We start from the raw sequence: 26629 nt of genomic DNA, 5'->3' as shown, positions 1-26629 counted from the left end.
TTTTCCGGATTGATGGATACCGAATGGTAAGAATTGCCGTCTAGCGTATTTCTACGATTGAATTTCAGTTTAAAGGATCATCGCGCATGAGCCTGACCAGCGAAACAACGGGCGGCACACAGATCATCACGGTTCATTCAGACCGGATAGATGCAGCCATGGCCATCCAGTTCAAGGAAGACATGAGGAACGAAGCTCAAGGTGACAATGCGCGGGTCATTCTGAATCTGACCCATGTAGAGTTCATTGATTCCAGCGGTCTTGGCGCCATCGTCGCTGCGATGAAGCAGCTCGGCAATGGTCGCAGGCTGGATTTGGCCGGACTGCATCCCTTTGTCGAAAAGGTATTTCGGCTGACGCGCATGGATACGGTTTTCAAGCTGTTTGCGTCGCTGGACGACGCGCTGTCCGCCCCCACAGACTAACCAGCCGCTCAACGGAATTGGCACGACACCAATGAGTAACTGTAACTGCCTGGATTTGAGTTTTGTCGCGACAGAAGCAGAAGCCAGCCTTGGCATCGCCAGGTTGAGCTTGTGCCTAGAAGAAAAGGGCCTGCCCGGTCACAAGGCCGGTGACGTGAAAATCGCGCTGGCAGAGGCTATCAACAACGTGGTCGAACATGCGTATGCCGGGATAACCCCGGCCCGGGTGCAGGTACATTGCCGCTTTCACCAGAACTGGCTCGACATCCTGATTTCCGACACCGGCATGCCTCTGCCAGGGTTTTGTATTCCCGAAGGCATTCCTGCAGCATTGGGCGAAACGATTGATGAATTGCCCGAGGGTGGGTTTGGCTGGTTCCTGATCCATGAATTGACCAGCGACATCCGATATGAGCGCAAAGGGGGCTGCAACAGGCTGTCGCTTCGGTTCGATTTTCCAGACTCCGGCTGACCCAAAATCGCCACAATCAAACCATGGTCACGCCGCAAACAAAGGGCATAGTGATTCTCGTAGCTCAGATAGCTTCCCTCGGCGTCCAGTGTCACAGCCCCCACCCAGTGAACGGCGCCGAGGAACTTCCCATTGATTTGACTGGACAATATCTGCCTGCGCGATACCTTCGGCGCGTTCAATCAGGGAAACAAAGCTATGCGGGATTTTCACACTCCGGGCAGATCCGAAGTTCTGGCGACAGAAGGCATGTGTGCCACATCGCACCCTTTGGCAGCTCAAGTCGCAGTGGACATTCTGCAAAAAGGCGGCAACGCAATGGATGCGGCGATCGCCGGGGCCGCCCTTCTGGGTATTTGCGAACCGCAGATGACTGGGCTGGGCGGCGATTGCTTTGTGCTTTTCAACCGGGCCGGAGAAAATGAAATCCGCGCGCTGAATGGTTCGGGGCGAGCACCTTCGGCGGCGGACCCCCAGAAACTGCGCAATGCCGGTCTGACGACTGTGCCGCTGAATACAACGGAGTCAGTCACCATACCCGGTGCGGTGGACGCTATATGCCATCTGGCCGAAACCGAAGGTAAACTGGGCCTCGACGCGATCCTTCAGCCTGCGATTCACTACGCCGACATCGGTGTGCCGGTGGCACCAAGGGTCGCGTTCGACTGGCAAACAGGCGAGGCAACACTGCAGGGTCCCGCGCGCGGTCATTACCTGATCGACGGTAAAGTGCCGAAGGTCGGGCAGGTCTTCCGCGCGCCTGGTCAAGCCGAAGTTCTGCGCCAGATCGCCAAGCGGGGGCGCGACGCCTTCTATTCTGGCGATATCGCGCAAGACATGGTCGATGCACTGACGCAAATGGGCGGGGGACATTCGCTTGCTGATTTTCAGGCAACCAAATGCACCGAAGCCCAGCCCGTAGTTGGCAATTATCAGGGTGTTGACCTTGTCGAACACCCACCAAACGGTCAGGGTGCGACCGCGATCCTGCTTTTGAACATTCTGAAAAGCTTCGATCTGGCCAGCATGGATCCCTTCGGGACCGAGCGCATACATATCGAGGCCGAAGCCTCGAAACTGGCATATGATGCGCGGAACCGGTTCATTGCAGACCCTGATCACAATGCGCGGGCCGAGTTATTCTGCGATCAGGTCTTGGCCGACAGGCTGGCAGCCCTGATCGACCCCAAACGCGCGATGCCTGCGGCGCCCCTCCTGACCGAGGCAATCCACAAAGACACCGTTTACATTACGGTCGTTGACCGCGACCTGATGGCCGTTTCCCTGATCTATTCGATCTTCCACAGCTTTGGCTCGGGCATCGCGTCCGAGAAATACGGGATACTGCTGCAAAACCGAGGGGCCGGATTCACGCTTGAACCCGGGCACCCCAATGAAATGGGCCCCGGCAAACGCCCGATGCACACGATCATCCCGGGTATGCTCTGCGAAAATGGGCGCGTCACCATGCCATTCGGCGTTATGGGCGGCGCTTTTCAACCAACCGGGCACGCCCGGCTTTTGTCCAACCTGACAGATCACGGGCTGGGACTGCAGCAAAGTATTGACACCCCGCGTGCCTTTGCAGATGCAGGCGTTCTTAAGCTAGAGCGCGGAATTCCGCCCAAGGTTGCTCAACAATTGGCCAGCATGGGTCACAATGTCCAAACTCCAGAAACACCACTTGGCGGCGCCCAGGCAATCAGGATCCGTGAAGATGGCGTTTTGGAAGGCGGAAGCGATCCCAGGAAAGACGGTTGTGCGCTGGGATATTGATCCGAGCGCAGAGCGCGCACCCGATCAGTTCAAATGAAAGTGCAGCGGATATGCCCCGTTTTCGAACGGGCCGAACATGTCGGGGATATCAGGATGTTCCACAGGTTCGCCCGACTGATCGGCAATCAGGTTTTGTTCAGAAACATAAGCAACATAGAAGGATTGATCATTCTCTGCCAACAAATGATAGAACGGCTGATCCTTGATCGGGCGGCTGTCTTCCGGAATGGCCTGATACCATTCTTCGGTATTGGAAAACTCTGGATCCACGTCGAAAATCACCCCCCGAAAGGGATGTTTTTTGTGGCGGACCACCTGGCCCAAACGGTACTTGGCGTTTGTCTTAAGCATTTTCACAGCCCCCAAGGGTCTTACTACCTCTTTCCGCGCGAGAATGCCAATCATTGATCTGAAATTTAGGGAAACAGTCTGTGAACCTCTTACTAACAGTCTTTGAAATCGTGGCCCCTGTCTTTCTTTTGGCGGGTATCGGCTTTGTCTGGGTCAAACTGGGGTTTGAATACAGGCTGCAGTTTGTAACCCGCCTTGCGGTTACCCTTGCGGTGCCCAGCCTTATCTTTGTTGCGCTGATGCAGACCGAGATCCCGGCCGGTGAACTGACGCGTTTCACTGTGGCGGCCATTGCGGGTCACGTCGTGCTTGCAGTTGCCTTTGAGGTATTCGTGCGGCTTGGCGGATTGGATCGACGGACGTATCTGGCGCCGTTGATCTTTGGGAACACCGGAAATCTTGGATTGCCCTTGTGCCTGTTTGCCTTTGGTCAGGCGGGTTTGGGGTTTGCGGTCGTGTTTCTGGCCGTTACCGCGTTGCTTTCGTTCACTTACGGCATCTATCTGGTCGCGGGCAAAGGCGCGTTTGGCAAAGTTGCCCGCGAACCGATGGTATGGGCCACATTGCTCGGCGCGCTGTTCCTGTGGCGCGGATGGGAGACCCCGGTCTTTCTGACCAATACACTGGACTTGCTGGGGCAAATGGCGATTCCCATGATGTTGATCACCGTGGGCGTCGCCATCGCGCGCCTGACCACCCGCAAGTTGGGTCAGGCCATCTGGCTTTCATTGCTCAAACTCGCGGTTTGCTTTGTTTTAGGGTGGGGGATCGCGGTGGCGTTTGACCTTGATGCCGTCGCATTTGGGGTGCTGCTTGTGCAAATGTGCACGCCGGTTGCGGTGACTTCATACCTGCTGGCCGAGCGGTTTGACGCAGATTCAGACGCCGTCGCCGGGCTGGTCATGGTCTCAACTGTTCTGTCTGTTGCCGCTTTGCCTATTATTCTAGCTATCGTTCTATAGCGATTGTGATTTCCTCGGAGCGCAATCTGCGCTAGAATAAAGAAAAAAGGCACGAGGCACATGAGCAGAATTCTTATCGTACTCTTCGGGGTGCTGCTTTTGGCATCCTGTGGGGGCGGGTCAAAGCAACCGCCCAGCAAGCTAAATGACGCGTGCAGCATTGCGCGCGAACGGCCGGATTATATCAAGGCATTCAAAAGCACCGAGCGCAAATGGGGCGTCCCGGTTCACGTCCAGATGGCGACTATCTATCAGGAAAGCCGCTATCGCCATGACGCAAGGACACCGCATCAATACGTGTTGGGCGTCATCCCGATGGGCCGTCAAAGCAGCGCCTATGGGTTCAGTCAGGCACTGGACGGAACCTGGGATGAATACCAGAAAGAGACCGGCAAACGCCGTGCCAAGCGCGACCGTATCCGGGACGCTTCGGATTTCATCGGCTGGTACATGAACAAAAGCTATGAGCGGAACGGGATTCATCCCAGCGACACGCGCAACCAGTATCTCGCCTATCACGAAGGTCATACGGGATATGCACGTGGTAGCCACTACAGCAAGACTTGGCTGTTGAACGTCGCAAATGACGTGGATGCGCGCGCCAAGCTGTATCAGGCACAGTTGGCCGGCTGTCGGTACTAAGAGAACTCAGCGGGTCAGCGATTGCCTGACCCGCTTCGCGCGCGGTTGGAAAACAGGCTTTGATCCAACCTGTTATCCGTATCCAATTGGCCCAGCAAAACAGTAGTCTGGCTACCGGCATTGTCGTGGATGACCCATTTGCGCAGCTCTATCGGATCGCCAGTGAACATCAACTCAATCCGGCCCGAATCGGGATTTTTCGGGTCCTGAGCGGTAACGACCGTGGCTGTTCCGTCAAAATCATGCCCGACGACCATATTGGCCTGCCCCAGATTGACGTTGCGCGCCAGTACCAGCGACAACGGTGTGCGCTTCAGCGGGTATTGCTCGGGTGGTTGGTTGGATTTCGGGTCGAATATCTGAACCGTTCCTGCACGCGCCAGAACAACCGCGCTGCTTGGTGGATCATATTCAAACCGCATCTTGCCCGGCCGTTCCATCCACAGTTTACCAGTGCTCAATGAACCGTCATCATTGACCTGCGTAAACGTGGTCTCAACGGTTTTCAGACCGTTGAGATAGTTGGAGATCTGCGACAAAGGCAGTTTTTCAGCGGCCCACGCAGCCGGCGCAGCCAGCGTCAGGGCCAGGGCAAAAGCAATCTGTTTCATGATCTACCAGATATGCGTTTCGCCGCTGTTATTAAATATCCAAATCCGATTTCAGGGGTGCCTAAAACAGCAGACGCGCTGAAACCCATAATTTCAGCGCGTCACTTGATTTTGATACGGCGGTATTCCGCAAAGCCACTTATTGCTCGGGCACAAGGATTTCGCGTTTTCCGACATGGTTTGCCGAGGAAACAACGCCTTCATCCTCCATCTGCTCGACCAGTCGCGCGGCTTTGTTGTATCCGATGGCGAGTTTTCGCTGAATATACGAGGTCGAACATTTTCGATCCTTGATCACGATCGCCACGGCCTGATCGTACAAAGCGTCCTCACCGTTCGTGTTGCCACCAGTGTTCAGGCCCAGCACGGCGTCAATATTGTCGGCTTTTTCCTCGGCCGGGCCATCCACGACGCCGCTCATGTAATCTGGCGGGCCGAACTGTTTCAGGTGGCTGACGATTTCCTCGACCTCTTCATCCGAGACAAACGGACCATGGCAGCGCGTGATCTTGGCACCACCCGCCATATAGAGCATGTCCCCCTGCCCCAGCAGTTGTTCGGCACCCATCTCGCCCAGAATGGTGCGGCTGTCGACCTTGGACGTCACCTGAAACGAAATCCGGGTGGGGAAGTTCGCCTTGATCGTACCGGTAATCACATCGACCGAAGGTCGTTGCGTGGCCATGATCAGGTGAATACCCGAAGCCCGCGCCATCTGAGCCAGACGCTGAATGCAGGCTTCGATCTCTTTTCCTGCAACCATCATCAGGTCGGCCATCTCGTCGACGATGACCACGATATAGGGCATCGCTTCGGGCGCGAATTCTTCGGTCTCAAACACCGGTTCGCCCGTCTCATCATCGAATCCCGTCTGGACCGTGCGGCTGAACATTTCACCCTTGGCCAGCGCGTCTTTCACACGGCCGTTGTAGCCTGCGATGTTGCGCACGCCCATTTTGGACATTTTGCGATAACGATCCTCCATCTCACCCACGACCCATTTCAGGGCAACCACAGCCTTTTTCGGGTCGGTCACAACAGGGGACAGCAGATGCGGGATGCCGTCGTAAACCGAAAGTTCCAGCATCTTGGGGTCGATCATGATCAGGCGGCATTCATCCGGCGTCAGCTTGTACAGCAGCGACAGGATCATCGTGTTGATTGCCACCGACTTACCGGAACCCGTAGTCCCCGCGATCAGCAGGTGAGGCATTTTCGCAAGGTTCGCCACAACGGATTCACCGCCGATATCCTTACCCAAGGCCAGAGGCAGCGCGTGGTTGCCATCGCCAAAATCGCGGCTTGCAAGGATTTCACGCAGCACTACCATTTCGCGATTGTCGTTGGGCAGTTCGATCCCGATTACCGAGCGGCCCGGCAATGTCGAAACCCGCGCCGACAGCGCCGACATGGACCGAGCAATGTCATCGGCCAGACCGATCACCCGGCTTGCTTTCAGGCCCGGTGCGGGCTCAAGCTCGTACATGGTGACAACGGGGCCGGGGCGGACGCTGACGATCTCACCCTTCACGCCGTAGTCGTCCAGCACGTTTTCCAGCATCCGCGCGTTTTCCTCCAGCGCCTCATCGCTCAGGTGGTGGCGCTGAATGCTGGAGGGGTTCGACAGCAGCCCCAAAGGCGGCAGTTCGAAATCCGAATGCCTTTCCTCAAAGGACAGCGCTGGCTGTGCCTCGGCCTGCGCACGGCGCGACGGTTGCGGTGCGCGGCGCACAGGCTGTGCAACCACTGGCTTGCGGGGTTCGGCAACCGGGATTTTTACAGCCGGGCGCTGTTGCGGAGCCGGTTCTGCCACATCTTCAAACACGGCCCCCTCTTCGTAATCCGCGCCGAGCGTATCCTCTTGCACGACAGACTCTTGCCAATCGTCTGTCAGAGGTGCCGACATCATCGGTTCCACCGGCAGACCCGCCGACGTCATCGGCGGTTCAGGCGGCAACTCACCCGCCCCACCCGCATTCAGGATAAGCGGATCGGGGCCCCGGCCGCGCCCCTTGGTCAACGGCAGGTTCGGATTCGGCTCAGGCGTCATCTCGCCGGTTGCGACTTTGCGGTTGCGCACGGCGGCGGAAATTTTTGACCGAATGCGGTCTTCACCCGGCATCTCATCAAACCCAGCAACAGGCTCACGATCCAGCAGTTCAGGCTCGGGCATCGGCTCTGGGCGGCGGATCAAGGAAGGCATCCGCGCAAGAAGGCCTGTTTTCACAGACTCCGGCGACTCGAGTGGGGGTTCGTCGAATACGGGGTCGGCATAGGCCAGTTCATCTTCAAAAACAGCTTCGGCGGCTTCTGCCCTTGCCGATTTGCGGTCGTCCCATTGCCCGCGGCGATCACGGGCGGCCTGCGCTGTCGCTGCGGCGCCCCGGCCCAGCAGGTTCATCAACCCATCGTATGACATGACCAGACCCAACAGGAATGCACGGAACCCTTTGCGCACATCATCCTTGGTGAACCCCAGAACAAACACGCCAAGCGACAACATTCCGATCGCCATGGCCAAAGACATCACCTTGACCATGAAATGCGACGAGATCGGCAACAGCGTCAGCAAAGCGCCCATAACCGTGTCGCCAAAAAGACCACCCAGCCCAAAGCTGTGTGTGATACGCCACGCCTCGCCCGGGACAAGCGTTGCCGCGTAAACGGAAACAATCGCGATCCAGATCGGGGCAAAGATCAGCCGGGCAATCGCACGTTCTTCACCAAAATGACCTGCAAATCGCACGCCCCATCCGATCAGAACCAGCGCGATGCTCCAACTGCCCCAGCCGACAATCATGAACAGGGGCGCGGCAATCGACGCACCGATCCGGCCCATCCAATTCTGCACCGGCGCATCGGTCGACACCATCCAGTTGGGATCGTCCGGCGTGTAAGACCAGATCATCGCGGCTGCAGCCAGGCCCAGCAGAATCAAGGCAATGCCGATCAGCTCTTTGCTGCGCCGCTCAATGGCGGCTTGCGTCGTACTGTCCAGCAAAGGATCGCGATTGCGCGCGTTATATGATGCCATTTTGCCCTCGTACCTCACGAATAGATGCAATCGCGGAGCTTGATCAGCCCTTGCTGCAACTCTGTTTTTGGGGCCACCAAAGCAGCCCGGATAAATTGTTCGCCCGGGTTTTGCCCCGGATCGCCTTGAGAAAGATATGCGCCCGGCAGTACCCGGACCCCGGTTTCCTGCCACAGCTTCAATGCGGTTTCTTCGCCATTATCGACCGGCAACCAAAGGAAAAACCCGGCCTGCGGTGCCATATACCCCTGAATGCCAGCGAATACCTGATCCGCAATGGCGTATTTTGCCTGATAGAGCGCGCGGTTCTCGGCCACATGCGCCTCATCCGCCCACAGCTTTGCCGCAGCCGCCTGCAAAGGCAGCGGCAAGGGTGCGCCCGCGTAGTTGCGCAGTTGTTTGACCCGTTTGATCGTCTCGGGGCCACCTGCGATCAGGCCGGAACGCAAGCCGGCGACGTTTGACCGCTTGGATAGCGAATTGAACAATGTGATCCGCTCAGGATCTGCGCCCAGTTGCTGCGCGACGGTCAAAACGCCGGTCGGCACCTCATCGCGGTAGATTTCGGAATAGCATTCATCCGCGAAGATGCGGAAATCGTATTTTTCGGCCAGCCGGATCAGTTCGGCCCAGTAGTCGCGCGACGCCACCGCGCCCTGCGGATTGGCCGGGGAACAGATATAGGCCGCAACCGTGCGGTTGAGAACATCCTCGGGCAGACCTGCGTAGTCCGGCAGATGGCCGGTGGCAGCGGTGGCAGGCACAAATACCGGCTCGGCCCCGATTGAGATCGAGGCGACCATATAGACCTGATAAAAGGGGTTGGGGCATAGGATGACCGGTTTATGACCGTTCTTTTCCTCGGGGCACAATGCCATTGCCGCGTTGTACAGCCCCTCGCGCGTACCGTTCAGGGCCATGACATTGGCGTCTGGGTCCATCGTCACACCATACCGGCGATTGATCCAATCGGTGATTGCGCCACGCAGCGCAGGAGAGCCCTCATTTGGGGGGTATCCCTGAAATCCGGCCGCGTTTTCCATGATTACATCTGTCACCCATGCGGGAAAATCGTGCATGGGCGCGCCGATGGTCATGTGAATGACATCACCGCCCGGCTGGTGATGATCCAACAGGGTGCGCAGACGCGGGAAAGCATATTCCGGTAGGTTCGAGAACCGCTCGGGAAAATTCATAACTACTGCCTCAATGCCGGGATCGTTTTCGCCCCGTTTTTTGGCAGATTACAGGTCGGATTCCGCTTCGTCCAGACAAAGCGACGCCGAATCAGGGGATTGTGGCATTCACGCCAGAGCGGTTTCGACCGCCGCACCCACCCGCAAAAGCGCTTCTTCCGATCCCGGATACCCCATCATCATCAACCCGCACCCCGCCGTTCCCGTCGGAACGGTCAGCGCGGCCAATCCCATCAGATTGCCGATCCGGGTGTTGCGCAATGCCAGCAGGTTCTCGGTGACATAGTAGTCATGATCCGTCATCAACCGCTCAAGATTTGGGGGAAGTATCGGCGCGGTTGGGGCCAGCACTGCGTCAAAACCGGCCGTCGCCGCATCCCATGCGGTCCTGCAGGCTTTCAACCGGGACCAGGCCGCAATGTAATCCGGCCCTGACACGTTCTTGCCCGCGCGGAACCGCTCCAGAATCTCTGGGTACATTGCATCGGGGTTGGCCTCGATCACGTCGCGCCACAGACCGTAGGCTTCGGTCGTATAGAGGACACCGGACAGGCTCATGGCGTCGTTCAGTTCGGGCACCTCTAGCGGGACAATCTCGGCTCCGGCCTCTCGCAAACGGTCCAGTGCGGACTCGTAAGCCGCGCCCGGGCCATCCCGCAGATCATCCTTGGCCACGTTCTGCAAATCGGCGAAACGGCGGCCCTGCAGCGTTGCACCCCGCAGGTCAGCGGGCGTGCCGCCTTCCAGCAGCGCCAACAGATGGGCGGCGTCCTCGACAGAACGCGCCAATGGGCCAATCGTATCAAACCGCAAACACAAGGGCACAGTCCCCTCAAGCGTTACGCGCCCTGCCGTGGTCTTCAACCCGACAAGATTGTTCCAAGCCGAAGGAATACGGACCGACCCTCCTGTGTCCGACCCAATACCGCCCGCGGCCAGCCCCCACGCGACCGATGCTGCAGCACCCGAGGAAGACCCGCCCGGCACCGCGTCGACATCGTCGATACAGGGCGGCGTTCCGGTGATCGGGTTCAGACCCAGCCCGGAAAAGGCCAGTTCGCTCATATGGGTCTTTCCCAGACAAACCGCCCCCATCGCCGTTGCATTTCTGACAACAACCGCATCCCGGTCAGGGACGCGCCCTTTCAAAAGGGCTGATCCGGCCTCGGTCTCTGTATCAGCGGTATCAAACAAGTCTTTCCAACTGATCGGCACCCCGTCCAGCAGGGACCGGCGCAAGCCCAGTTTGACCCGCACGCGCGCAGCTTCGGCCTCGGCGCGGGCGCGTGTTTCGGTAACGCGGGCATAAATGCAGTCCCGGTGGGGGTGCGCGGTAATGGCGGACAAGTAGGTTTCGGTCAATTCGACAGGGTCGATCTGGCCCATTCCAATGCCTCGGCCCAGATCACACGCGGTCATGTTCAACCAATCCTGCATTCCTACCCCCTTGGAAAAATTCGCTTTGGGCGACGGTAGCGACAGGACCGCATATGGACAATCCCGAAAGGGCGCGCATATTGCACGGCATGGAACACAAGCCCGATATCCTGATCGTTGGTGGCGGTCTGAACGGTCCCGCCTTGGCGCTGGCATTAGCTCAGACAGGACACACCGTCACCATCATCGACGCCCTGGCCGAGAAAGTTCGGAAAAACGCCGCGTTCGACGGGCGAGCCTATGCGCTTGCGTTGGCCTCTCAACGCTTGCTGCAAACAATTGGTGTGTGGGAACGGGTCGCCGACCACGCCCAGCCGATGCTTGAGATCAAGGTCACGGACGGGCACGCAGGGACTGGGCCATCACCCTTCTTCATGCATTTCGATCACGCCGAGATCGAAGAAGGCCCGATGGGATACATGGTCGAGGATCGCCATCTGCGCCGAGCCCTTTTGGATGCGATGGACGCGGACAGCAACATCACGCAGATCAGTGGCCGAACAGTCATTGCGCAGGATCACGACGCAACGGGCGTCACCCTAACTCTGAATGACGGCTCGACCCTGACGGGCTGCCTGCTTGTGGGGTGCGATGGTCGCCGCAGCGGTACGGCTGCGCGTGCAGGCATCAAGCGCAGCGGATGGGATTACGGACAGACTGCTCTGGTCTGCGCCATCGAACATGACCTGCCCCATCACGGTATCGCGCATCAGTTTTTCATGCCGCCGGGTCCGCTTGCGATCCTGCCATTAACCGGCAACCGCAGCTCGATTGTCTGGAGCGAACGGACCGACGCTGCAAAACGCATCAATGCCCTGCCCGAAGCGGATTATCTGCAGGTCCTGCGCCCTCGCTTTGGTGATTTCCTTGGTGATATCAAGCTGGCCGGGGATCGGTTCACTTATCCTTTGAACCTGACGATAGCGAACGCATTCATTGGCGAACGAATGGCCCTAGTCGGAGATGCCGCACACGGTATGCACCCTATCGCCGGTCAGGGGCTTAATGCCGGGTTGCGGGACGTGGGTGCGCTGGCCGAGGTGCTGACCCTGGCCGGACGGCGCGGCGAGGATATCGGATCGGTTCTGGTGCTGGAGCGCTATCAGGAGTGGCGGCGCTTTGACACGGCGTCGCTGGCGATGGCGACAGACGTGTTCAACAAACTGTTTTCAAATGACAAACCTCTGTTACGCGTTGGGCGCGACATCGGGATGGGGATCGTCGGGTCACTTCCGGGCCTGCGCCGGGGCTTCGTGCGCGAGGCCGCCGGGCTGACCGGGGACCTGCCGAAACTGCTTCAGGGGCGTCCGATTTAATCCAGTTGCCGCGCCTCGTCGACCAGCATCACCGGAATGCCGTTGCGGATCGGAAAAGCCAGCCCCGCAGCCTTTGAAACCAGTTCCTGCTTTTCCGCATCATAGTGCAGGGTTGTCTGCGTCTGCGGGCAAATCAACGCCTCAAGCATACGGCGGTCAAAGGCATGTTCAGGTGTGGTCATTGCAGCTTTTCCTCGCTCGATCCGCCGCGCATGGCGAATTCGATCAGTGTTACCAAAGTTTCGCGACGGGTACGCAGGCAGGGCGCTTCTAGCAAGGCCTGTTTTTCCTCGGGGTCAAAATCCAGCAGCATGGACAGCGAGTTGACCAGCAGTTCATCATCCGCGTCCTTCAACGAATCCCAGTCGGTCGATAGCTGCCGGGACGAAAAAAACCGCTCTAGCAGCGTCAGAAAGTTTGTGCGGTTGAACCCGTCATCTTGTTCGGCCCGGCCCAAGTCGCGGTCAAACCCATCCCAGGACACCTGGCAGCGACGATAAGGGGTAAAGGCGTCCAACTCGGACTTGACGCGAAAGCGCGAAATCCCGGTCAGCGTAATCAGGTAACGGCCATCTTCGGTTTCCGAAAACTGCGTCACCCGCCCCGCGCAGCCGATCTGGTGCAGCTTGTCGTCGTCGCTTTGGCAGGGGTTCGGCTGCACCATCCCGATCAAACGCTCGGGCGTTTTCAGGGCGTCGTCCAACATCTGTAGATAGCGCGGCTCGAAAATGTGCAGCGGCAGGCGCGAGCGGGGCAACAGCAGCGCCCCGGGCAAAGGAAAGACGGAAACCGTTTCCGGCAGATCAGCGGGATGCATCATGTACCCCAGTGTAGCTCTGATCAGAGATTAGGCAAATATCATCGAGCTAAGTTTGCGCCGCCCATTCAGAACAATCGGGTCGTTTGGCTTGAGCGCGTCGAAGATCGTGAACAACTGCGCCTTGGCTGCGCCGTCGTTCCATTCGCGATCCCGACGGAACAATTCAAGCAACTGGCTTACGGCCTCTTCCACATCACCATTGGCATGCAACGCCTGCGCTAGGTCGAACCGGGCCTGATAGTTGTTCGCGTCAGCCTGAACCGCCGCAGTCAGTTCGGCCACAGGGCCCGCATCTGCGGCTTGTTTGGCCAATTCCAGTTGCGCATGCGCCGCCTCCACTTCGGCAGAGGTGGAAATTTCGGCAGGGGCACCGTTCAAAATGGCCTCGGCCTGTTCCAGATCACCGGCTGCGATATGGGCGCGCACCAAACCGCCATAAGCCGCCGCATGGTTCGGATCCTCGCCCAGAATGGCAGCAAAGGTCTGCGCGGCGTCCGCAGCGGCGCCTTCCGACAGCATTTCTTCGGCCGCTTGAACGGCGTCATCCAATTGCCCGCCCGGGCTTTCGCCCCCTGCTGCTTCGATGACACGGTCGACAAATGCCTTGATCTCGGACCCCGGCAACGCGCCTTGAAACCCGTCAACCGGCTGACCCTTGAAAAACGCATAGACGGTCGGAATAGACTGAATACGCATTTGCGAGGCGATCATCTGCGCCTCGTCCACGTTGATCTTGACCATCTTCACTGCGCCCTTGGCGGCGGTCACAGCGTCTTCCAGCAGAGGTCCCAGAGTTTTGCACGGCCCGCACCATGGCGCCCAGAAATCCACGATGATCGGAGTTTCCTGCGAAGCCTCGACGACGTCGGCCATAAACGTGGCCTCGGACCCGTCCTTGATCAGATCCGCTGTATCGGGGCTGGCTGCGCTGTTCAGAAGGTCCATGACACTCACTCTTTCGTTCGAACTTGCGCCCTATATGCAACCGCATAGGGCAGAAACCAAGGGTTGAATTGCAGAATTAAAGGTCGAAAGTAGCAAAGACCGGAGCGTGATCGCTGGGCTTGTCCCATCCGCGCGCATCGCGCAACACGCGGCTGGAATGCCCCGCGTTCGAGATATCAGGCGTGGCCCAGACGTGATCCAGCCGCCGTCCCTTATCGGCCGCATCCCAATCGCGCGCACGGTACGACCACCAGCTGTAAAGCTGCCCCTCAGGGATATCCTGGCGGGTGACATCGACCCATCCGCCTGCATCCTGCGTCTCGGCCAGCGCTTCAACCTCGATCGGCGTGTGCGAAACGACCTTGAGCAGTTGCTTGTGCGACCAAACATCATCCTCGCGCGGGGCGATGTTCAGATCACCCACCAGAATGGACTTTTCGGGCTTTTCAGCATGGAACCAGTCGCGCATGTCGGTGAGGTAATCCAGCTTCTGCCCAAACTTCTCATTCACCTCACGATCCGGCACATCGCCACCTGCGGGGACATAGAAGTTCTGGATGGTCACGCCGTTTTCCAGCCGTGCCGCGATGTGGCGGGCATGGCCAAGACCAGCGAAATCCTTGTCACCCACTTCCTCCATCGGGATACGCGACAGGATCGCAACGCCATTATATCCCTTCTGCCCACGCGCAACCATGTGGGTATAGCCCAGTTCCGCAAAGCCTTCGGTCGGGATCTTCTCGACCGGCGATTTACACTCTTGCAGACACAGCACATCGGGGGCTTCGTCGTGCAGCAATTTCAGCACGATAGGCTCGCGCAGACGGACCGAGTTGATGTTCCAGGTGGCAAGGGTAAAGGGCATTGGGGAATCCTCTGTCGTGGGTTGCGCGGAGGTTAGCGTGGGTTGGGATGGGGTGCCATGGGGAAAGAGACTGCAAGTCTGTTCTGCGGACAATACAGTCGCTCATAGATGGCGCAATACTTGGGCTTTCAGCACGATCGGTATCCATTTGTTCAAGTCGTTTGGTTTTTCCGCAGCTCTCTAATGTTGCTTTGGGCGATAGGAAGTCTCGGTTAAGAATTTAAGTCGCAAGCAACATAGCGCGGAGGTACATTGAATGCCCAAAGGCATCTCGAAGCGGTTTATCTTAGGCGGTTTGGGTGCCGTGGTTGCGCTTAATACCTTAGCTTTCACGTGGTTCTTACTTTACGGACCAGGTGTTTGGACCGATAACATATCCAATCGCGACCTCTCTGATACAACCGTAGATGCTGGCCTGCCAAGAGAGGCGAACGGTCAATCCGCTGAACTCCTTTCAGCCTTTCACGGGCTCGATGCACTGCCTCGCGTCTCGAATGTGATTTGCAGAGGTTCTGAGGGTAATACCGGAATGCCTGTGATCTTCTCGACTGAAATAGACATTTCGACGATGCAGGCGGGGGATTTTCGGGTCACGACCCAATCAGGAGCAATTGGGACAATGCACTGCGCGTCAGTCCTGCCAGCCACAGACCCTGGTGAGTTGCGCACGGTTCTTTTGATAGGACAATTGGGACCCGCAGACAGCGACCCGCCTGTCAGAGTTGACATCATCGGCCATTTGCATTCCATCGATGGGACCGTGGATTATCGGGGAGCTAGTGTGCCGGTGATACCCCTCGAAGACGGCCCATCAATAACCCTGGCTGAAGTCGTGGAAGATTGGACACAAGTCGGTACGCTGGGGCCTCGCCGTGTCAGAGGCAGTCTTTGTCCGACAAAAGGAATCGTACAGGCAGTCCGTGTCACGTGGGAGGGCGGCGTGACATTGGAAGACGGCACCGAACCCGGCGAGGCAGAGCGCGACCTTTACACGATCACCGTCGCCGCAGCCGACGGTACCCGGCGCGACATAAAGCCAGCTGCGCTGGCCAACTTGGGTGACGGAGACAACAATCACATGCTCTGCGTGGACACGAGTGACATGCCCGTCTCGGTGTCTTTTCCCGCAAGCGTTCTGACTGACCCGAATGGCGATCTGAACCCGGCGACAAGGGCTGACGTTTCACCGCTGCGATGACCACTAATAGACCGCGATTTGGGTTTTGTGGCCTGCAGCTTTGGGGTTCATAAAAGCGAATACTGGATATGACTCGTATGATCATTTCTGCCGGCAGGAGGAAGAAACCGCTTTGGGCTCAAAGCAGACACCCATCCCCAACTTCCCACAAAAAAAGCCGGGCCAAAGGCCCGGCAGTCCAACAGGGAGGTACATGTCATTACCCGGACATGCACGGGTTGGGAGTAACCTAAATATATCTCCAGAGTATCACTTTGATCTGCATCATTCCATCAAAGTTACGACACAAGACGATATCCGCCCGACTCTGTGACCAAAAGGCGCGCGTTCGACGGATCGGGCTCGATCTTCTGGCGCAGGCGGTAGATGTGGGTTTCCAGCGTATGCGTGGTGACACCGGCATTGTATCCCCAAACCTCGTGCAGCAGCACATCACGCGCAACCACACCGTCGGCCGAGCGGTAGAGGAACTTGAGGATATTTGTCTCTTTCTCGGTCAGCCTGATTTTCCGGTCATCTTCGGTGATGAGCATCTTCATCGCAGGCTTGAAGGTATACGGCCCAAGAACAAAGACCGCGTCCTCGGACTGTTCGTGCTGGCGCAGTTGGGCACGGATACGGGCCAGAAGGACCGGGAATTTGAAAGGCTTAGGTACGTAATCATTGGCACCGGCATCAAGGCCCAGAATGGTGTCGGCGTCGCTATCGTGCCCCGTCAGCATCAGGATCGGACTTTTGACACCCTGCTTGCGCATCAGGCGGCACAGTTCGCGACCATCGGTATCTGGAAGGCCGACATCCAGAATAACCAGATCATAGATCGCTTCGCGGGCGCGCTCCATGGCGGACTGCCCGTCGGACGCTTCGAACACGTCAAAGTCTTCGGTCATCACAAGCTGCTCACTCAGAGCTTCACGAAGATCTTCGTCGTCGTCCACCAGCAGGATTTTCTTAAGCTGTGCCATATCTGGTCCTCCTAAGCCTTTTCCACCACTTGCGCGTCAAAGATGCAATCAACAAGGTTTGCTGCAATCGTCTCACGCCCTCGTGTCTGATGATGAGGAAATGTTTCACATTTCCGTCCGATCAGGCTACAGGAAGGGCTAATCGTTACAGGGTAACATAAATGAGTCTCATCCCGGATATCTCGGAACTGCTGGCACGCGCGCGTGCGGACCTGCGTATGGGCGTGCCTGTCATCCTGACAGATGACAGCGGCTTCAGCGTTCTTGCAATCGCGTCAGAAACACTAAGCGCCCAACGGCTTGCGGATTTGCGCGGGCTGGGCGGTGAACCGGTCGTCGCCATTACCGTGCGCCGGGCAGAAACGCTCAGGGCGCGAGCCTATGATGGGGATTTGGCACGGGTGATTATTCCAGCCGATGCGGATATCGGTTGGGTTCAAGCGGTCGCCGACCCGTCCGATGATCTGAACGCACCGATGAAAGGCCCCCTGATGACGCAACGTCAGGGCAGCTCCAGCCTGCATCGTATCGCCATTGCCCTGACCAAATCCGCCCGCTTGCTTCCCGCAGCCGTTGTTGTCCCCATTGATGACGGGCGCGCCTTTGCCAGCGCACATGGCCTCACCTGCATTGATCACACCCGGGCAGCACCGCATCTGGCAGACCGCAGCATTCTGAACGAAGTGGTAGCCGCGCGCCTGCCCATGGAGGTGTCCGAGGCCGGGCGGCTTCACGTCTTTCGTCCGGAAGATGGCGGCGAGGAACATTACGCCATCGAAATCGGACGTCCCGACCGTAGTAAACCCGTATTGGCCCGTTTGCACTCGGCCTGCTTTACGGGCGATCTCATGGGCAGCCTGAAATGCGATTGCGGCCCGCAGCTTCGGGGTGCGCTTGCCCAGATGGGAACGGAAGGGGCCGGGGTGCTGTTGTATCTGAACCAGGAAGGGCGCGGTATCGGGCTGGCCAATAAGATGCGGGCCTATTTCCTTCAGGATCAGGGCTTCGACACGGTCGAGGCCAACCATCGGCTGGGATTCGAGGATGACGAACGGGATTTTCGTTTGGGTTCGGATATCCTTAAATCTCTGGGGTTCAGTGCTGTCCGATTGCTGACCAACAATCCGGCCAAGATCGCGATGATGGAAAAAACGGGAATCGCCGTCACGGAACGCGTTCCGCTGAAGGTCGGAGAAACAGCCCATAATCGCGGGTATCTGGCGACCAAGGCGGAAAAATCGGGCCATCTGCTTTGATGCCCTCTGACCTCGTGCTTACACCGCGCGGCGTCCGGTTTGCCGGGCGCACGTTTCCCTGTTCGATCGGCAAGGGTGGGCTCAGCAACACCAAGCGTGAGGGCGACGGCGCAACCCCGACCGGTGTTCACCGTATCGTCGGTATGCTTTACCGCCCTGACCGGATCGCGGCGCCGACCCCATGGGCCATCCCGATTGGGCCGTGGGATCTGTGGTCGGATGACAGCCGCGATAACCGATATAACCAACTGGTCAGCGTGCCCTACCCGTTCAGCCATGAAAAGCTGCGCCGGCCGGATCCCTTATACGATCTGGTTCTGCTTACCGACTGGAACTGGCCGAACGCTGTTCCGGGAAAAGGTTCGGCAATTTTTCTGCATCAGTGGAGGAGACCGGGCTATCCCACCGAAGGTTGCGTTGCGTTTCGAAGGGAACACCTTCATTGGATCGCCGGAAGGATAACACCCGATACGCGGCTGATTATTCCTGCGGTTTGACACGCTCGCCAAAGATCGCCGATCCGACACGCACATGGGTTGCGCCCAATGCGATGGCCTTTTCAAAATCACCGCTCATGCCCATGGACAGCCCCGTTAGCCCGTTCCGGTCTGCGATTTTGGCAAGCAGCGCAAAATGCAGCGCGGGCTCTTCCTCGACCGGAGGGATACACATCAACCCGGCCAATGGCAGGTCCAGATCACGGCATTCGGCGATGAATGCATCTGCCTCGGCAGGAATGACACCGGCCTTCTGATCCTCTTCCCCGGTATTCACTTGTATGAACAAGTCGGGACAGGCTCCGATCTCTTGCGCCAGACGCGCCAGCGTTCTGGCGAGCTTGGGGCGATCGACAGAGTGTATCGCGCTGAACAACTCCATGGCCTGACGCGCCTTGTTCGTCTGGAGCGGTCCGATCAGATGCAGATCAATATCAGAATAGTCCCGCATGAAATCGGGCCATTTCTCCATGGCCTCTTGCACCCTGTTTTCCCCAAAACAGCGGTGCCCCTCATCCAGAACACCGCGAACGCGTTCGTTCGGCTGTACCTTGGACACGGCAATCAGCTTAACAGACCCGTTTGGCCGCCCGGCAGCGGTTTCAGCTTTTTGGATACGAGTGGCAATATCATGCAGCGACATGGGGATCCTCAATTGGTTTGAGGCAGCAAAACACCATGTCAGCCCAAAAGAAAAGGGCAGGTCCGAAGACCTGCCCTTAAACCTTGCGGTTCAGATCAACTTAGAAGTTGAACTGAGCACCGAAGTCAGCACGGATGGTGCTGTCTGCGCTGCCGACTTTGCTGTCGCCGATACCACCGCGCAGCGATGCACCGCCACCCAGGTCGTAGATTGCGCCGATACCATACTGACGGGTGTCACCGTCAGCCGAACCGTCACCGTAAGCGGCGGTCAGGGTCAGAGCCGAACCAACGTTGTAAGCTGCCGACAGACCGTAGAAGGTGTCGTCGGTTGCTTCACCAGCTGCGTTCGGAGCGGTGTCGCTTTCGTCACCGACAAACAGGGTGCCCGAGAAGTCGCCCCATTCACCACCCAGGGTGAAGACCAGCAGGTCGGGGTCGATGCCGAACGAGCCACCATCGGTCTGACCGTAGGCCAGAGCTGCAGTGATGTTGTTGAAGGTGTAGGTCGCGCTGATGTCCCAGCGGTCTGCATCTTCAGGAACACCGCCGAATGCAACGGTTGCCTGATCATACGATGCGCCGAATGCGAAGTCGCCAACTGCGTACTGGAAGAACACAGCGTTCGAACCCGAACCGGTCGACGAGTAACCCAGGAAGCTGTAGTTAACGCCCGAGTACTGGCCGATGAAGTTTTCCAGGCCCGGCTCGTTACCGTAGTAGTTTGCCAAGTTGTCGAAGGCACCTGCAACGTTGCCCGCGTCAACACGCAGACCACCGTAGATGACCGAGAAGCGTGCGCCGTTCAGGCCGGCTGCGTTTGCTTCACCGTTGCCGGCGTTTTCGTCAGCCTGCAGACGAACACGAGCCGAGAACTCAACGCCGCCATCGGTTTCAACGACGCCGTCGATGTTCAGACGGAAGCGCGAGATCAGGATGGTGTTGTCGGTGTCGACAGTGGCGGTACCAGCGCCGGTGATAGCACCGCTTGTGGTGGTGGTGAAGTTCGCAACCGAACCGGTGCGGTCTTCTTGGTATCCAATACCAAAGCGGCCGTAACCGCTAAAGCGTACGTCGGCCGCTGCAACACTTGCGGTTGCGATCAGAGCGGTCGATGCGAAGAGAACTTTTTTCATCTTGTTTCCCTCGGTTTCAAAGTTTTTCTACTCGACACATGCCTCAGCACATGTCTCAGCACGGGAACCGTTTCGCTCTTTTTGCCCCCTTCGCGCAAGCACGGCATAATTGTACAGCCTGCATTGGCAACAGATTGGTGCAAGGATGCCACAGTCCGTTTTGAGCCTTAAAGCATCAGCAATACCGCTTATTTGTTACAATAAGAGGGTTGTTGCCGCACTGGACCTTGTCTAGGAGTATCACTGAACGAACGAGACCAAGTGAAACAGGACCAGTCGACGATGCGCCTGCAGACGATTATCGGTTTGATCATAGTGGCTGCCGCAGTGTCGGCCTGCGGACAGAATCGAGGGGCCGCGCCGAACCCTGATCTGCTTAATACAGACAGCGGACGATCAAGCGAACGCGAACTGAACGATCCCAACCGTTCGACCATCTGGGATGTATTCGACACCAGAAACGCAGAGCAGGTTACAAATGTGAACCGCTATCTGTGGGCGGCGTCGCTGGATGTATTGAATTTCCTGCCCGTACAAGAGGTCGACCCATTTACTGGCATAATTGTAACGGGTTACGGGACACCCCCGGGTGGCGGGCGCTCGTATCGGGCGACGGTTCATATCAGCGACCCTGCTCTGGCGGCGCGCTCTTTGTCGGTGGCATTGCAATCCAGCGGCGGCGCACCGGTCAGCGCCGCAACTACACGCGCGGTCGAGGATGCCATCCTGTCCCGCGCCCGTCAGTTGCGTATTGCGGACAACAAGCTCTAGCAACCCACCGAAAATCACAATATTACCACGCCGGGTTCATTCCCGGCGTTTTCATTCATGAAGGACCGCACGATGTCGCGCTACTCGGCCAACGAAATCGAAGCTAAATGGCAAGAGGCCTGGGACAAGGCCGGGATCTTCACCGCCAACCACAAGGCGGATAAGCCGAAATATTACGTGCTTGAGATGTTCCCCTACCCGTCTGGCCGAATCCATATGGGCCATGTGCGCAATTACACGATGGGCGACGTGATCGCGCGGCACAAACTGGCAACCGGCCACAATGTGCTGCACCCGATGGGCTGGGACGCGTTTGGGATGCCTGCGGAAAACGCGGCGATGGCCATTGGCGGCCACCCCAAAGACTGGACCTATGGCAATATCGCCGACATGCGCGGTCAGATGAAACCGCTGGGTCTGTCGATCGACTGGTCGCGCGAGTTTGCAACCTGTGATCCGGAATATTACGGCCAGCAACAGGCGCTGTTTTTGGATATGCTCGAGGCTGGTCTGGTTTACCGCAAGAACGCCGTGGTGAACTGGGATCCCGTCGATATGACCGTTCTGGCCAATGAACAGGTTGAAAACGGCCGCGGCTGGCGCTCGGGTGCGCTGGTCGAGCGCCGGGAACTGACGCAGTGGTTCTTCAAGATTTCCGACTATTCCGAGGAATTGCTGGACGCGCTGGATACGCTGGACAACTGGCCTGCCAAAGTCCGCCTGATGCAGGAAAACTGGATCGGCAAGTCGCGCGGCTTGCAGTTCGGCTTTGAACGCACTGATGGCGGCGAACCGATCACCGTCTACACGACCCGCCCTGATACGCTGATGGGGGCGTCTTTCGTCGGTATTTCACCCGACCATCCGATCGCCAAACAGCTTGAGGCGGAAAACCCAGAAGTTGCTGAATTTGTTGCGGAATGCCGCAAGGGTGGCACCACCGAAGAAGCGATCGAGACCGCCGAGAAGCTGGGCTATGACACCGGCATCAAAGTAAAACACCCGCTGGACCCGAATTGGGAACTGCCGGTCTGGATCGCGAACTTCATCCTGATGGATTACGGCACCGGCGCGATTTTCGCCTGCCCGGCCCATGATCAGCGCGATCTGGATTTCTGCCGCAAATACGGCCTGCCCGTGGTCGATACGTTCTTTGCGCTGGATGACGACTCTCCGGTCGACAAGCTCGCATTCGTTCCGCCGAAAACCGAAAAAGTCCGCTGGGTGAACCACTTCGCTGGCCTGACCGAGGCAACAGGCGACGAGGCCATCAACACCACCGTCGATTTCGCTGAAAAGGCCGGATGGGGCCAAGGTGTCACCAAGTACCGTCTGCGCGATTGGGGGCTAAGCCGCCAACGCTATTGGGGCTGCCCGATTCCCGTTGTCCATTGTGATACCTGCGGCGTGGTGCCCGAGAAGAAAGAGAACCTGCCGGTCCGCCTGCCCGACGATGTGACCTTTGACAAACCCGGCAACCCGCTGGACCGTCACCCGACCTGGCGCGACTGCGTTTGCCCGTCCTGTGGAGCACCGGCCAAGCGTGAAACCGACACGATGGACACGTTCGTCGATTCGTCGTGGTATTTCGCCCGGTTCACCGCTCCGCGCGCCGAAACACCCACCGATCTGGCCGAAGCCGAATACTGGATGAATGTCGACCAGTATATCGGCGGGATCGAGCACGCGATTCTGCACCTGCTTTATTCCCGCTTTTTTGCGCGGGCGATGCAGATCACCGGCCACCTGCCAAAAAAGGCGATTGAACCGTTCGATGCGCTGTTCACGCAAGGCATGGTCACGCATGAGATCTACCAGACGCGCGACGCCAATGGCCGCCCGGTTTATCACCTGCCGGAGGACGTGACCGACGGCAAACTGGCCGACGGCACCGAGGTTGAGATCATCCCCTCAGCCAAAATGTCGAAATCCAAGAAGAACGTGGTGGATCCGGTCAGCATCATCTCGGCCTTTGGCGCAGATACCGCCCGCTGGTTCGTTCTGTCCGATTCGCCGCCAGAGCGTGACGTTGAATGGACCGCATCGGGGGCCGAGGCCGCGTTCAAGCACCTCAGCCGCGTGCATCGCATCGCGTCGGAAATCGCGGAATCGGACGCTCCGGCCAATGCCGAAGACGAAACCCTGCTGCGCGAAATGCACAAGGCCATCCACGATGTATCCGGCGGGGTCGAATCCTTTGGCTTCAATGCGTCCATCGCCAAGCTTTATGCCTTTACCAACACGCTGGCCAAATCCAAGGCAGGCTCTGACGCCAAACGTCAAGCCGCTAAGACGCTGGCGCAACTTATGTCCCCCATGACACCACACCTGTCAGAGGAACTGTGGCAGTTACTGGGCGGCGAGGGGCTGGTTGCCACCGCCCCCTGGCCCGTCGCGGATGAGGCGATGCTGGTTGACGATACCGTCACCCTGCCGATCCAGATCAACGGCAAACGCCGCGCGGAAATCAGCGTTCCCAAGGATATGGACAAGGCAGAGGTTGAAAAAATCGCGCTCAGCACCGAAGCTGTGCAAAAGGCGCTGGATGGCAATGCGCCGAAAAAGGTGATTGTTGTCCCAGGCCGGATCGTGAATGTCGTTGTTTAACCGCAGAACCCTGTTAATGCTGCCGCTGGCGCTTGCCACCTGCGGTTTTGAGCCTGTTTACGCCCCCGGCGGATCAGGCGATGCCCTGAACGGCAAAGTTCAGGTTTCCGCACCAAATGATGTTGAAAGCTATTTGCTGGTTCAAAATCTGGAACAACGGCTGGGTCGCAGTTCCGGGTCAGTCAAGGATTATCAACTGGATGTAAACTTGGTCACCCAGACGCGGCGGGCGGCCATCCGAACAACCAACGAAACCGACCGGTATACGATCGAGGGCCGTGCCAGATTCGCCCTTAAGTCGAATGAAACAGGTCAGATTATGACTTCTGGAACGGTTTCGGACTTTGTCGGGTATTCGGCAGCGGGTTCGACAGTGTCGACCCTTGCGGATGAGCGCGACGCCACTGACAGGTTGATGGTCATTCTCTCTGATCAGATCGTCAGCCGCCTTTACGCGGCACCGGGCCTGACTCAATGAAACTCAGCCCGCGCGAGGCCGAGGGCTATTTCGCTAAACCGGACGCAGACAAGACCGGTCTGCTGATCTACGGGGCCGACGCCATGCGCGTGGCGCTGAAGCGCCAGCAGGTTCTTGCGGCGCTGTTGGGGCCCAATGCCGAAGAAGAGATGCGCCTGACCCGTCTGCCAGGGGCCGACTTGCGCGCGGACCCCGCTGCGCTTTTGGATGCGGTAAAGGCAGTTGGCTTCTTTCCCGGCCCCCGCGCCGTTCTGGTCGAAGACGCAACCGATGCCGCAGCGCCTGCGATCCTTGCGGCGCTGGAGGATTGGCGCCCCGGCGATGCGCAGATTGTCGTTACGGCTGGGCAGCTCAAGGCCAGTTCAAAAATGCGCAAGGCATTCGAGGCACATCCTGCAGCGTTTGCGACCGGAATTTACGATGATCCGCCTTCGCGCAACGAGATTGAGCGGGTTCTGACACAAGCCGGTTTGAAGAACATCCCTCGCGATTCCATGTCGGCCCTGACCGAGTTGGCTGCCGGCATCAGCCCCGGCGATTTCTCTCAGGCCATTGAAAAGCTGTCGCTTTACAAGTCCGGCGACGCAACTGAACTGACGATCGAAGATATCGAAGCTTGCGCCCCGCGCTCGACCGAGGCAGCATTGGATGATGTTCTCAACGTCGTTGCCGAGGGTCGCGCCGGAGAGATTGGTCCGCTGATCCGAAGGTTGCAATCGCAGGGCACCGATGCGGTCGCGTTGTGTATCGGGGCCACTCGGCATTTCCGCACGTTATATGCATGTGCCTCAGACCCCGGTGGTGCGGCACAGGGGATCAGCAAGATGCGCCCGCCAATCTATGGAAAGCGCCGGGATCGGATTGTAAGGCAAGCGCAAGGCTGGGGTGCAGCGAAACTTCAGACTGCCCTGACCGTTCTGACAGATACGGACCTGACATTGCGATCCGCAGGCCAGACGGCCCCGGCAATGGCGCTTGTTGAACGGGCGATGATCCGTCTGGCAATGCTTGCACGGCCGCGTTAGCGCCCGGTTTCCAGCCACACGCAAGCGCTGCGACCCGCCCAACGCCCGGTTGCCAGACATGCCGTTAACAAATATCCCCCGGTCGGGGCCTCCCAATCCAGCATTTCACCAGCACAAAACACCCCCGGCAAAGACGTAAGCATAAGCCTGTCATCCACGGCGGCTTTGGCAACGCCTCCGGCTGTCGAGATCGCCTCATCCATGGGGCGTAGACCGGCGTGATGAATAGGTAAACGCTTGATAGCATAAATCAATTTCTCTGATTCAAGAACCTCACTCTTTGTCATTTCGTGGAACAGAGCAACTTTTTGAGGGGACAGTCGCAGCGATTTCTTCAGCCACTGCGACACGGTTGTCTTGGGTTTTTTGGCAGTTAGGCGTTCTGTCAGGACCGACGTGTTCAGGTCTGGCGTCAGATCGACAAACAACGAAGCACCTTGGCGCAGGGCTGGGGTCAATGAATACAATCCTCCGCCCTCTAGCCCATTGGCGGAAATCGTGGCCTCTCCCCGACTGGTGGCGTCCCCGGCCACCCATTGAATCGACTTCAGGGCCGCACCGAAATGAGGGCGCATGTGATGGCTCCAATCCACCGAAAGCGCCGAATTCGACGGTTCAAACGGGGCAAGTGGAATCCCTTTGGCCGCCAGAATTGGGGCCCACTGCCCGTCAGAGCCCAACCGCGCCCAACTTGCACCGCCCAGTGCCAAAATCGTTGCATCCGAGTTTACGCTTTGTTTGCCGTCGGGGGTTTCGAATACCAGAGCTCCGTCCTCCCATCCGATCCACCTCCAGCGCGTTTTGATCTCAACGCCAGCCGACCCGAGCCGACCCAGCCATGCGCGCAGCAAGGGGGAGGCTTTCATCGCAGTTGGAAATACGCGCCCAGTGGACCCGGTAAACACTTCCTGCCCCAGATCACGGGCCCAGTCCTGAACATGGGTTGCGTCAAATTCGGCCACGATAGGACGCAGCCACCGGGCAGCAGGACCATAGAATTGCATCAGGTCCTCGAATGGCTCATCCTTGGTGAGGTTCAAGCCAGACTTCCCGGCCATCAGGAACTTGCGCGCGACCGATGGCTTGGCCTCGGCCACTAATACGTCATGACCAGCCGCTGCAAGCTCTTGCGCAGCCATCAAGCCAGCGGGCCCTGCCCCGATCACCACTGCCTGTGCCATTCCTGTCCTATTGCCTTCTGC

At 58.2% G+C, this 26629-nt stretch carries 26 protein-coding genes; 13 read left to right on the top strand and 13 right to left on the bottom strand.

Annotated features, from left to right (window positions below; all coding sequences use genetic code 11):
* Positions 1-86: 86 nt before the first annotated feature.
* From GOV88_RS08940 to GOV88_RS08930, 3 genes are all read left to right on the top strand, one after another.
* Positions 87-425 (top strand): STAS domain-containing protein, encoded by a 339-nt coding sequence (locus tag GOV88_RS08940; RefSeq protein WP_171126348.1) that lies wholly within the window; start codon positions 87-89, stop codon positions 423-425.
* A gap of 31 nt (positions 426-456) precedes the next feature.
* Positions 457-897, top strand: coding sequence for an ATP-binding protein (locus GOV88_RS08935; RefSeq protein ID WP_171126349.1), 441 nt, complete (start codon positions 457-459; stop codon positions 895-897).
* Positions 898-1095: 198 nt separating this feature from the next.
* The gene (locus GOV88_RS08930; protein WP_171240188.1) at positions 1096-2673 is read left to right on the top strand and encodes a gamma-glutamyltransferase family protein; all 1578 of its coding nucleotides are present in this window, start codon (positions 1096-1098) and stop codon (positions 2671-2673) included.
* A 24-nt stretch (positions 2674-2697) separates the two neighbouring features.
* Here the strand turns inward: GOV88_RS08930 and hspQ are convergent, their stop codons facing one another.
* A complete protein-coding gene (gene hspQ, locus GOV88_RS08925) occupies positions 2698-3024 on the bottom strand; it encodes a heat shock protein HspQ (protein WP_171124435.1) in 327 nt (108 codons plus the stop codon).
* Between the two features lie 80 nt (positions 3025-3104).
* Here hspQ and GOV88_RS08920 point away from each other — a divergent pair, with 80 nt between their 5' ends.
* A complete protein-coding gene (locus tag GOV88_RS08920) occupies positions 3105-3986 on the top strand; it encodes an AEC family transporter (RefSeq protein WP_171124437.1) in 882 nt (293 codons plus the stop codon).
* Positions 3987-4046: 60 nt separating this feature from the next.
* A complete protein-coding gene (locus GOV88_RS08915; protein WP_171124439.1) occupies positions 4047-4628 on the top strand; it encodes a lytic transglycosylase in 582 nt (193 codons plus the stop codon).
* Positions 4629-4642: 14 nt separating this feature from the next.
* On the opposite strand, the gene GOV88_RS08910 is transcribed toward GOV88_RS08915, so the two are convergent.
* The 4 genes from GOV88_RS08910 to GOV88_RS08895 form a co-directional block, all read right to left on the bottom strand.
* On the bottom strand, positions 4643-5239 hold the full coding sequence (locus GOV88_RS08910; RefSeq protein WP_171240187.1) for an outer membrane lipoprotein carrier protein LolA: 597 nt from the start codon (positions 5237-5239) through the stop codon (positions 4643-4645).
* 139 nt (positions 5240-5378) lie between these two features.
* Positions 5379-8273 carry a DNA translocase FtsK gene (locus GOV88_RS08905; protein ID WP_171240186.1) on the bottom strand — a complete coding sequence of 965 codons (2895 nt, stop codon included), beginning with the start codon at positions 8271-8273 and terminating at the stop codon, positions 5379-5381.
* Between the two features lie 14 nt (positions 8274-8287).
* Complete coding sequence (locus GOV88_RS08900; protein WP_171240185.1) at positions 8288-9469, bottom strand: aminotransferase class I/II-fold pyridoxal phosphate-dependent enzyme; 1182 nt, start codon at positions 9467-9469, stop codon at positions 8288-8290.
* Between the two features lie 108 nt (positions 9470-9577).
* Positions 9578-10906, bottom strand: a complete 1329-nt coding sequence (locus GOV88_RS08895; protein WP_171240184.1) for an amidase — start codon at positions 10904-10906, stop codon at positions 9578-9580.
* Positions 10907-10959: 53 nt separating this feature from the next.
* Here GOV88_RS08895 and GOV88_RS08890 point away from each other — a divergent pair, with 53 nt between their 5' ends.
* Positions 10960-12222 (top strand): FAD-dependent monooxygenase, encoded by a 1263-nt coding sequence (locus GOV88_RS08890; protein ID WP_254449198.1) that lies wholly within the window; start codon positions 10960-10962, stop codon positions 12220-12222.
* Here GOV88_RS08890 and GOV88_RS08885 read toward each other — a convergent pair.
* The 4 genes from GOV88_RS08885 to GOV88_RS08870 all read right to left on the bottom strand — a co-directional run bounded on the left by GOV88_RS08885 (position 12219) and on the right by GOV88_RS08870 (position 14852).
* The gene (locus tag GOV88_RS08885; RefSeq protein ID WP_171124448.1) at positions 12219-12404 is read right to left on the bottom strand and encodes a Trm112 family protein; all 186 of its coding nucleotides are present in this window, start codon (positions 12402-12404) and stop codon (positions 12219-12221) included. The two genes, GOV88_RS08890 and GOV88_RS08885, sit on opposite strands and share 4 nt — an antisense overlap.
* A complete protein-coding gene (locus GOV88_RS08880; RefSeq protein WP_171124449.1) occupies positions 12401-13042 on the bottom strand; it encodes an LON peptidase substrate-binding domain-containing protein in 642 nt (213 codons plus the stop codon). The genes GOV88_RS08885 and GOV88_RS08880 overlap by 4 nt, the downstream gene beginning before the upstream one ends.
* Before the next feature lie 27 nt (positions 13043-13069).
* Complete coding sequence (locus GOV88_RS08875) at positions 13070-13987, bottom strand: co-chaperone YbbN (protein WP_171124451.1); 918 nt, start codon at positions 13985-13987, stop codon at positions 13070-13072.
* A gap of 76 nt (positions 13988-14063) precedes the next feature.
* Positions 14064-14852: an exodeoxyribonuclease III gene (locus tag GOV88_RS08870; RefSeq protein WP_171240183.1), complete on the bottom strand. Its 789-nt coding sequence runs from the start codon at positions 14850-14852 to the stop codon at positions 14064-14066.
* 940 nt (positions 14853-15792) lie between these two features.
* Between GOV88_RS08870 and GOV88_RS08865 the strand changes: the two genes are divergently transcribed.
* Positions 15793-16050: a hypothetical protein gene (locus GOV88_RS08865; RefSeq protein ID WP_171124455.1), complete on the top strand. Its 258-nt coding sequence runs from the start codon at positions 15793-15795 to the stop codon at positions 16048-16050.
* 278 nt (positions 16051-16328) lie between these two features.
* Here GOV88_RS08865 and GOV88_RS08860 read toward each other — a convergent pair whose 3' ends face one another.
* A complete protein-coding gene (locus GOV88_RS08860) occupies positions 16329-17015 on the bottom strand; it encodes a response regulator transcription factor (RefSeq protein ID WP_170415695.1) in 687 nt (228 codons plus the stop codon).
* A gap of 161 nt (positions 17016-17176) precedes the next feature.
* Here GOV88_RS08860 and ribA point away from each other — a divergent pair, with 161 nt between their 5' ends.
* Together ribA and GOV88_RS08850 are read left to right on the top strand one after the other, a co-directional pair.
* Entirely contained in the window at positions 17177-18271 is a 1095-nt protein-coding gene (gene ribA / locus GOV88_RS08855) for a GTP cyclohydrolase II (protein ID WP_171124457.1), read from the top strand.
* Positions 18268-18768, top strand: coding sequence for a L,D-transpeptidase (locus GOV88_RS08850; protein WP_171240182.1), 501 nt, complete (start codon positions 18268-18270; stop codon positions 18766-18768). The genes ribA and GOV88_RS08850 overlap by 4 nt, the downstream gene beginning before the upstream one ends.
* On the opposite strand, the gene GOV88_RS08845 is transcribed toward GOV88_RS08850, so the two are convergent.
* Complete coding sequence (locus GOV88_RS08845; RefSeq protein ID WP_171240181.1) at positions 18752-19411, bottom strand: YggS family pyridoxal phosphate-dependent enzyme; 660 nt, start codon at positions 19409-19411, stop codon at positions 18752-18754. The two genes, GOV88_RS08850 and GOV88_RS08845, sit on opposite strands and share 17 nt — an antisense overlap.
* A 100-nt stretch (positions 19412-19511) precedes the next feature.
* Positions 19512-20546: a porin gene (locus tag GOV88_RS08840; protein ID WP_171124463.1), complete on the bottom strand. Its 1035-nt coding sequence runs from the start codon at positions 20544-20546 to the stop codon at positions 19512-19514.
* Between the two features lie 282 nt (positions 20547-20828).
* Here GOV88_RS08840 and GOV88_RS08835 point away from each other — a divergent pair, with 282 nt between their 5' ends.
* The 4 genes from GOV88_RS08835 to holA all read left to right on the top strand — a co-directional run bounded on the left by GOV88_RS08835 (position 20829) and on the right by holA (position 25427).
* Complete coding sequence (locus tag GOV88_RS08835; RefSeq protein WP_171124687.1) at positions 20829-21317, top strand: DUF3576 domain-containing protein; 489 nt, start codon at positions 20829-20831, stop codon at positions 21315-21317.
* A gap of 72 nt (positions 21318-21389) precedes the next feature.
* Positions 21390-23924: a leucine--tRNA ligase gene (gene leuS / locus GOV88_RS08830; protein ID WP_171124464.1), complete on the top strand. Its 2535-nt coding sequence runs from the start codon at positions 21390-21392 to the stop codon at positions 23922-23924.
* Positions 23911-24402: an LPS assembly lipoprotein LptE gene (lptE, locus tag GOV88_RS08825; RefSeq protein ID WP_171240180.1), complete on the top strand. Its 492-nt coding sequence runs from the start codon at positions 23911-23913 to the stop codon at positions 24400-24402. Before leuS ends, lptE begins: the two co-directional genes overlap by 14 nt.
* Entirely contained in the window at positions 24399-25427 is a 1029-nt protein-coding gene (holA, locus tag GOV88_RS08820) for a DNA polymerase III subunit delta (protein WP_171240179.1), read from the top strand. The genes lptE and holA overlap by 4 nt, the downstream gene beginning before the upstream one ends.
* Here holA and GOV88_RS08815 read toward each other — a convergent pair.
* Positions 25424-26608 (bottom strand): TIGR03862 family flavoprotein, encoded by a 1185-nt coding sequence (locus GOV88_RS08815; protein ID WP_171240178.1) that lies wholly within the window; start codon positions 26606-26608, stop codon positions 25424-25426. The two genes, holA and GOV88_RS08815, sit on opposite strands and share 4 nt — an antisense overlap.
* Between the last annotated feature and the right edge of the window lie 21 nt (positions 26609-26629).

The organism is Ruegeria sp. HKCCA5491 (genome assembly GCF_013034565.1).
Classification (GTDB): domain Bacteria; phylum Pseudomonadota; class Alphaproteobacteria; order Rhodobacterales; family Rhodobacteraceae; genus Ruegeria.
Note: the sequence above shows the minus strand (reverse complement) of the source record. Positions and strands in the feature narration are given on the sequence as shown.

What these genes read in the sequence shown, in the direction of transcription:
- GOV88_RS08935 (WP_171126349.1), top strand. Translation starts at nt 457, where the DNA reads ATGAGTAACTGTAACTGCCTGGATTTGAGTTTTGTCGCGACAGAAGCA.
- ribA (WP_171124457.1), top strand. Translation starts at nt 17,177, where the DNA reads ATGAGTCTCATCCCGGATATCTCGGAACTGCTGGCACGCGCGCGTGCG.
- GOV88_RS08940 (WP_171126348.1), top strand. Translation starts at nt 87, where the DNA reads ATGAGCCTGACCAGCGAAACAACGGGCGGCACACAGATCATCACGGTT.
- GOV88_RS08840 (WP_171124463.1), bottom strand. Translation starts at nt 20,546, where the DNA reads ATGAAAAAAGTTCTCTTCGCATCGACCGCTCTGATCGCAACCGCAAGT.
- GOV88_RS08890 (WP_254449198.1), top strand. Translation starts at nt 10,960, where the DNA reads ATGGACAATCCCGAAAGGGCGCGCATATTGCACGGCATGGAACACAAG.
- GOV88_RS08910 (WP_171240187.1), bottom strand. Translation starts at nt 5,239, where the DNA reads ATGAAACAGATTGCTTTTGCCCTGGCCCTGACGCTGGCTGCGCCGGCT.
- hspQ (WP_171124435.1), bottom strand. Translation starts at nt 3,024, where the DNA reads ATGCTTAAGACAAACGCCAAGTACCGTTTGGGCCAGGTGGTCCGCCAC.
- GOV88_RS08870 (WP_171240183.1), bottom strand. Translation starts at nt 14,852, where the DNA reads ATGCCCTTTACCCTTGCCACCTGGAACATCAACTCGGTCCGTCTGCGC.
- holA (WP_171240179.1), top strand. Translation starts at nt 24,399, where the DNA reads ATGAAACTCAGCCCGCGCGAGGCCGAGGGCTATTTCGCTAAACCGGAC.
- GOV88_RS08895 (WP_171240184.1), bottom strand. Translation starts at nt 10,906, where the DNA reads ATGCAGGATTGGTTGAACATGACCGCGTGTGATCTGGGCCGAGGCATT.
- leuS (WP_171124464.1), top strand. Translation starts at nt 21,390, where the DNA reads ATGTCGCGCTACTCGGCCAACGAAATCGAAGCTAAATGGCAAGAGGCC.
- GOV88_RS08880 (WP_171124449.1), bottom strand. Translation starts at nt 13,042, where the DNA reads ATGATGCATCCCGCTGATCTGCCGGAAACGGTTTCCGTCTTTCCTTTG.
- GOV88_RS08900 (WP_171240185.1), bottom strand. Translation starts at nt 9,469, where the DNA reads ATGAATTTTCCCGAGCGGTTCTCGAACCTACCGGAATATGCTTTCCCG.
- GOV88_RS08815 (WP_171240178.1), bottom strand. Translation starts at nt 26,608, where the DNA reads ATGGCACAGGCAGTGGTGATCGGGGCAGGGCCCGCTGGCTTGATGGCT.
- GOV88_RS08845 (WP_171240181.1), bottom strand. Translation starts at nt 19,411, where the DNA reads ATGTCGCTGCATGATATTGCCACTCGTATCCAAAAAGCTGAAACCGCT.
- GOV88_RS08905 (WP_171240186.1), bottom strand. Translation starts at nt 8,273, where the DNA reads ATGGCATCATATAACGCGCGCAATCGCGATCCTTTGCTGGACAGTACG.
- GOV88_RS08875 (WP_171124451.1), bottom strand. Translation starts at nt 13,987, where the DNA reads ATGGACCTTCTGAACAGCGCAGCCAGCCCCGATACAGCGGATCTGATC.
- GOV88_RS08915 (WP_171124439.1), top strand. Translation starts at nt 4,047, where the DNA reads ATGAGCAGAATTCTTATCGTACTCTTCGGGGTGCTGCTTTTGGCATCC.
- lptE (WP_171240180.1), top strand. Translation starts at nt 23,911, where the DNA reads ATGTCGTTGTTTAACCGCAGAACCCTGTTAATGCTGCCGCTGGCGCTT.
- GOV88_RS08885 (WP_171124448.1), bottom strand. Translation starts at nt 12,404, where the DNA reads ATGACCACACCTGAACATGCCTTTGACCGCCGTATGCTTGAGGCGTTG.
- GOV88_RS08930 (WP_171240188.1), top strand. Translation starts at nt 1,096, where the DNA reads ATGCGGGATTTTCACACTCCGGGCAGATCCGAAGTTCTGGCGACAGAA.
- GOV88_RS08835 (WP_171124687.1), top strand. Translation starts at nt 20,829, where the DNA reads ATGCGCCTGCAGACGATTATCGGTTTGATCATAGTGGCTGCCGCAGTG.
- GOV88_RS08860 (WP_170415695.1), bottom strand. Translation starts at nt 17,015, where the DNA reads ATGGCACAGCTTAAGAAAATCCTGCTGGTGGACGACGACGAAGATCTT.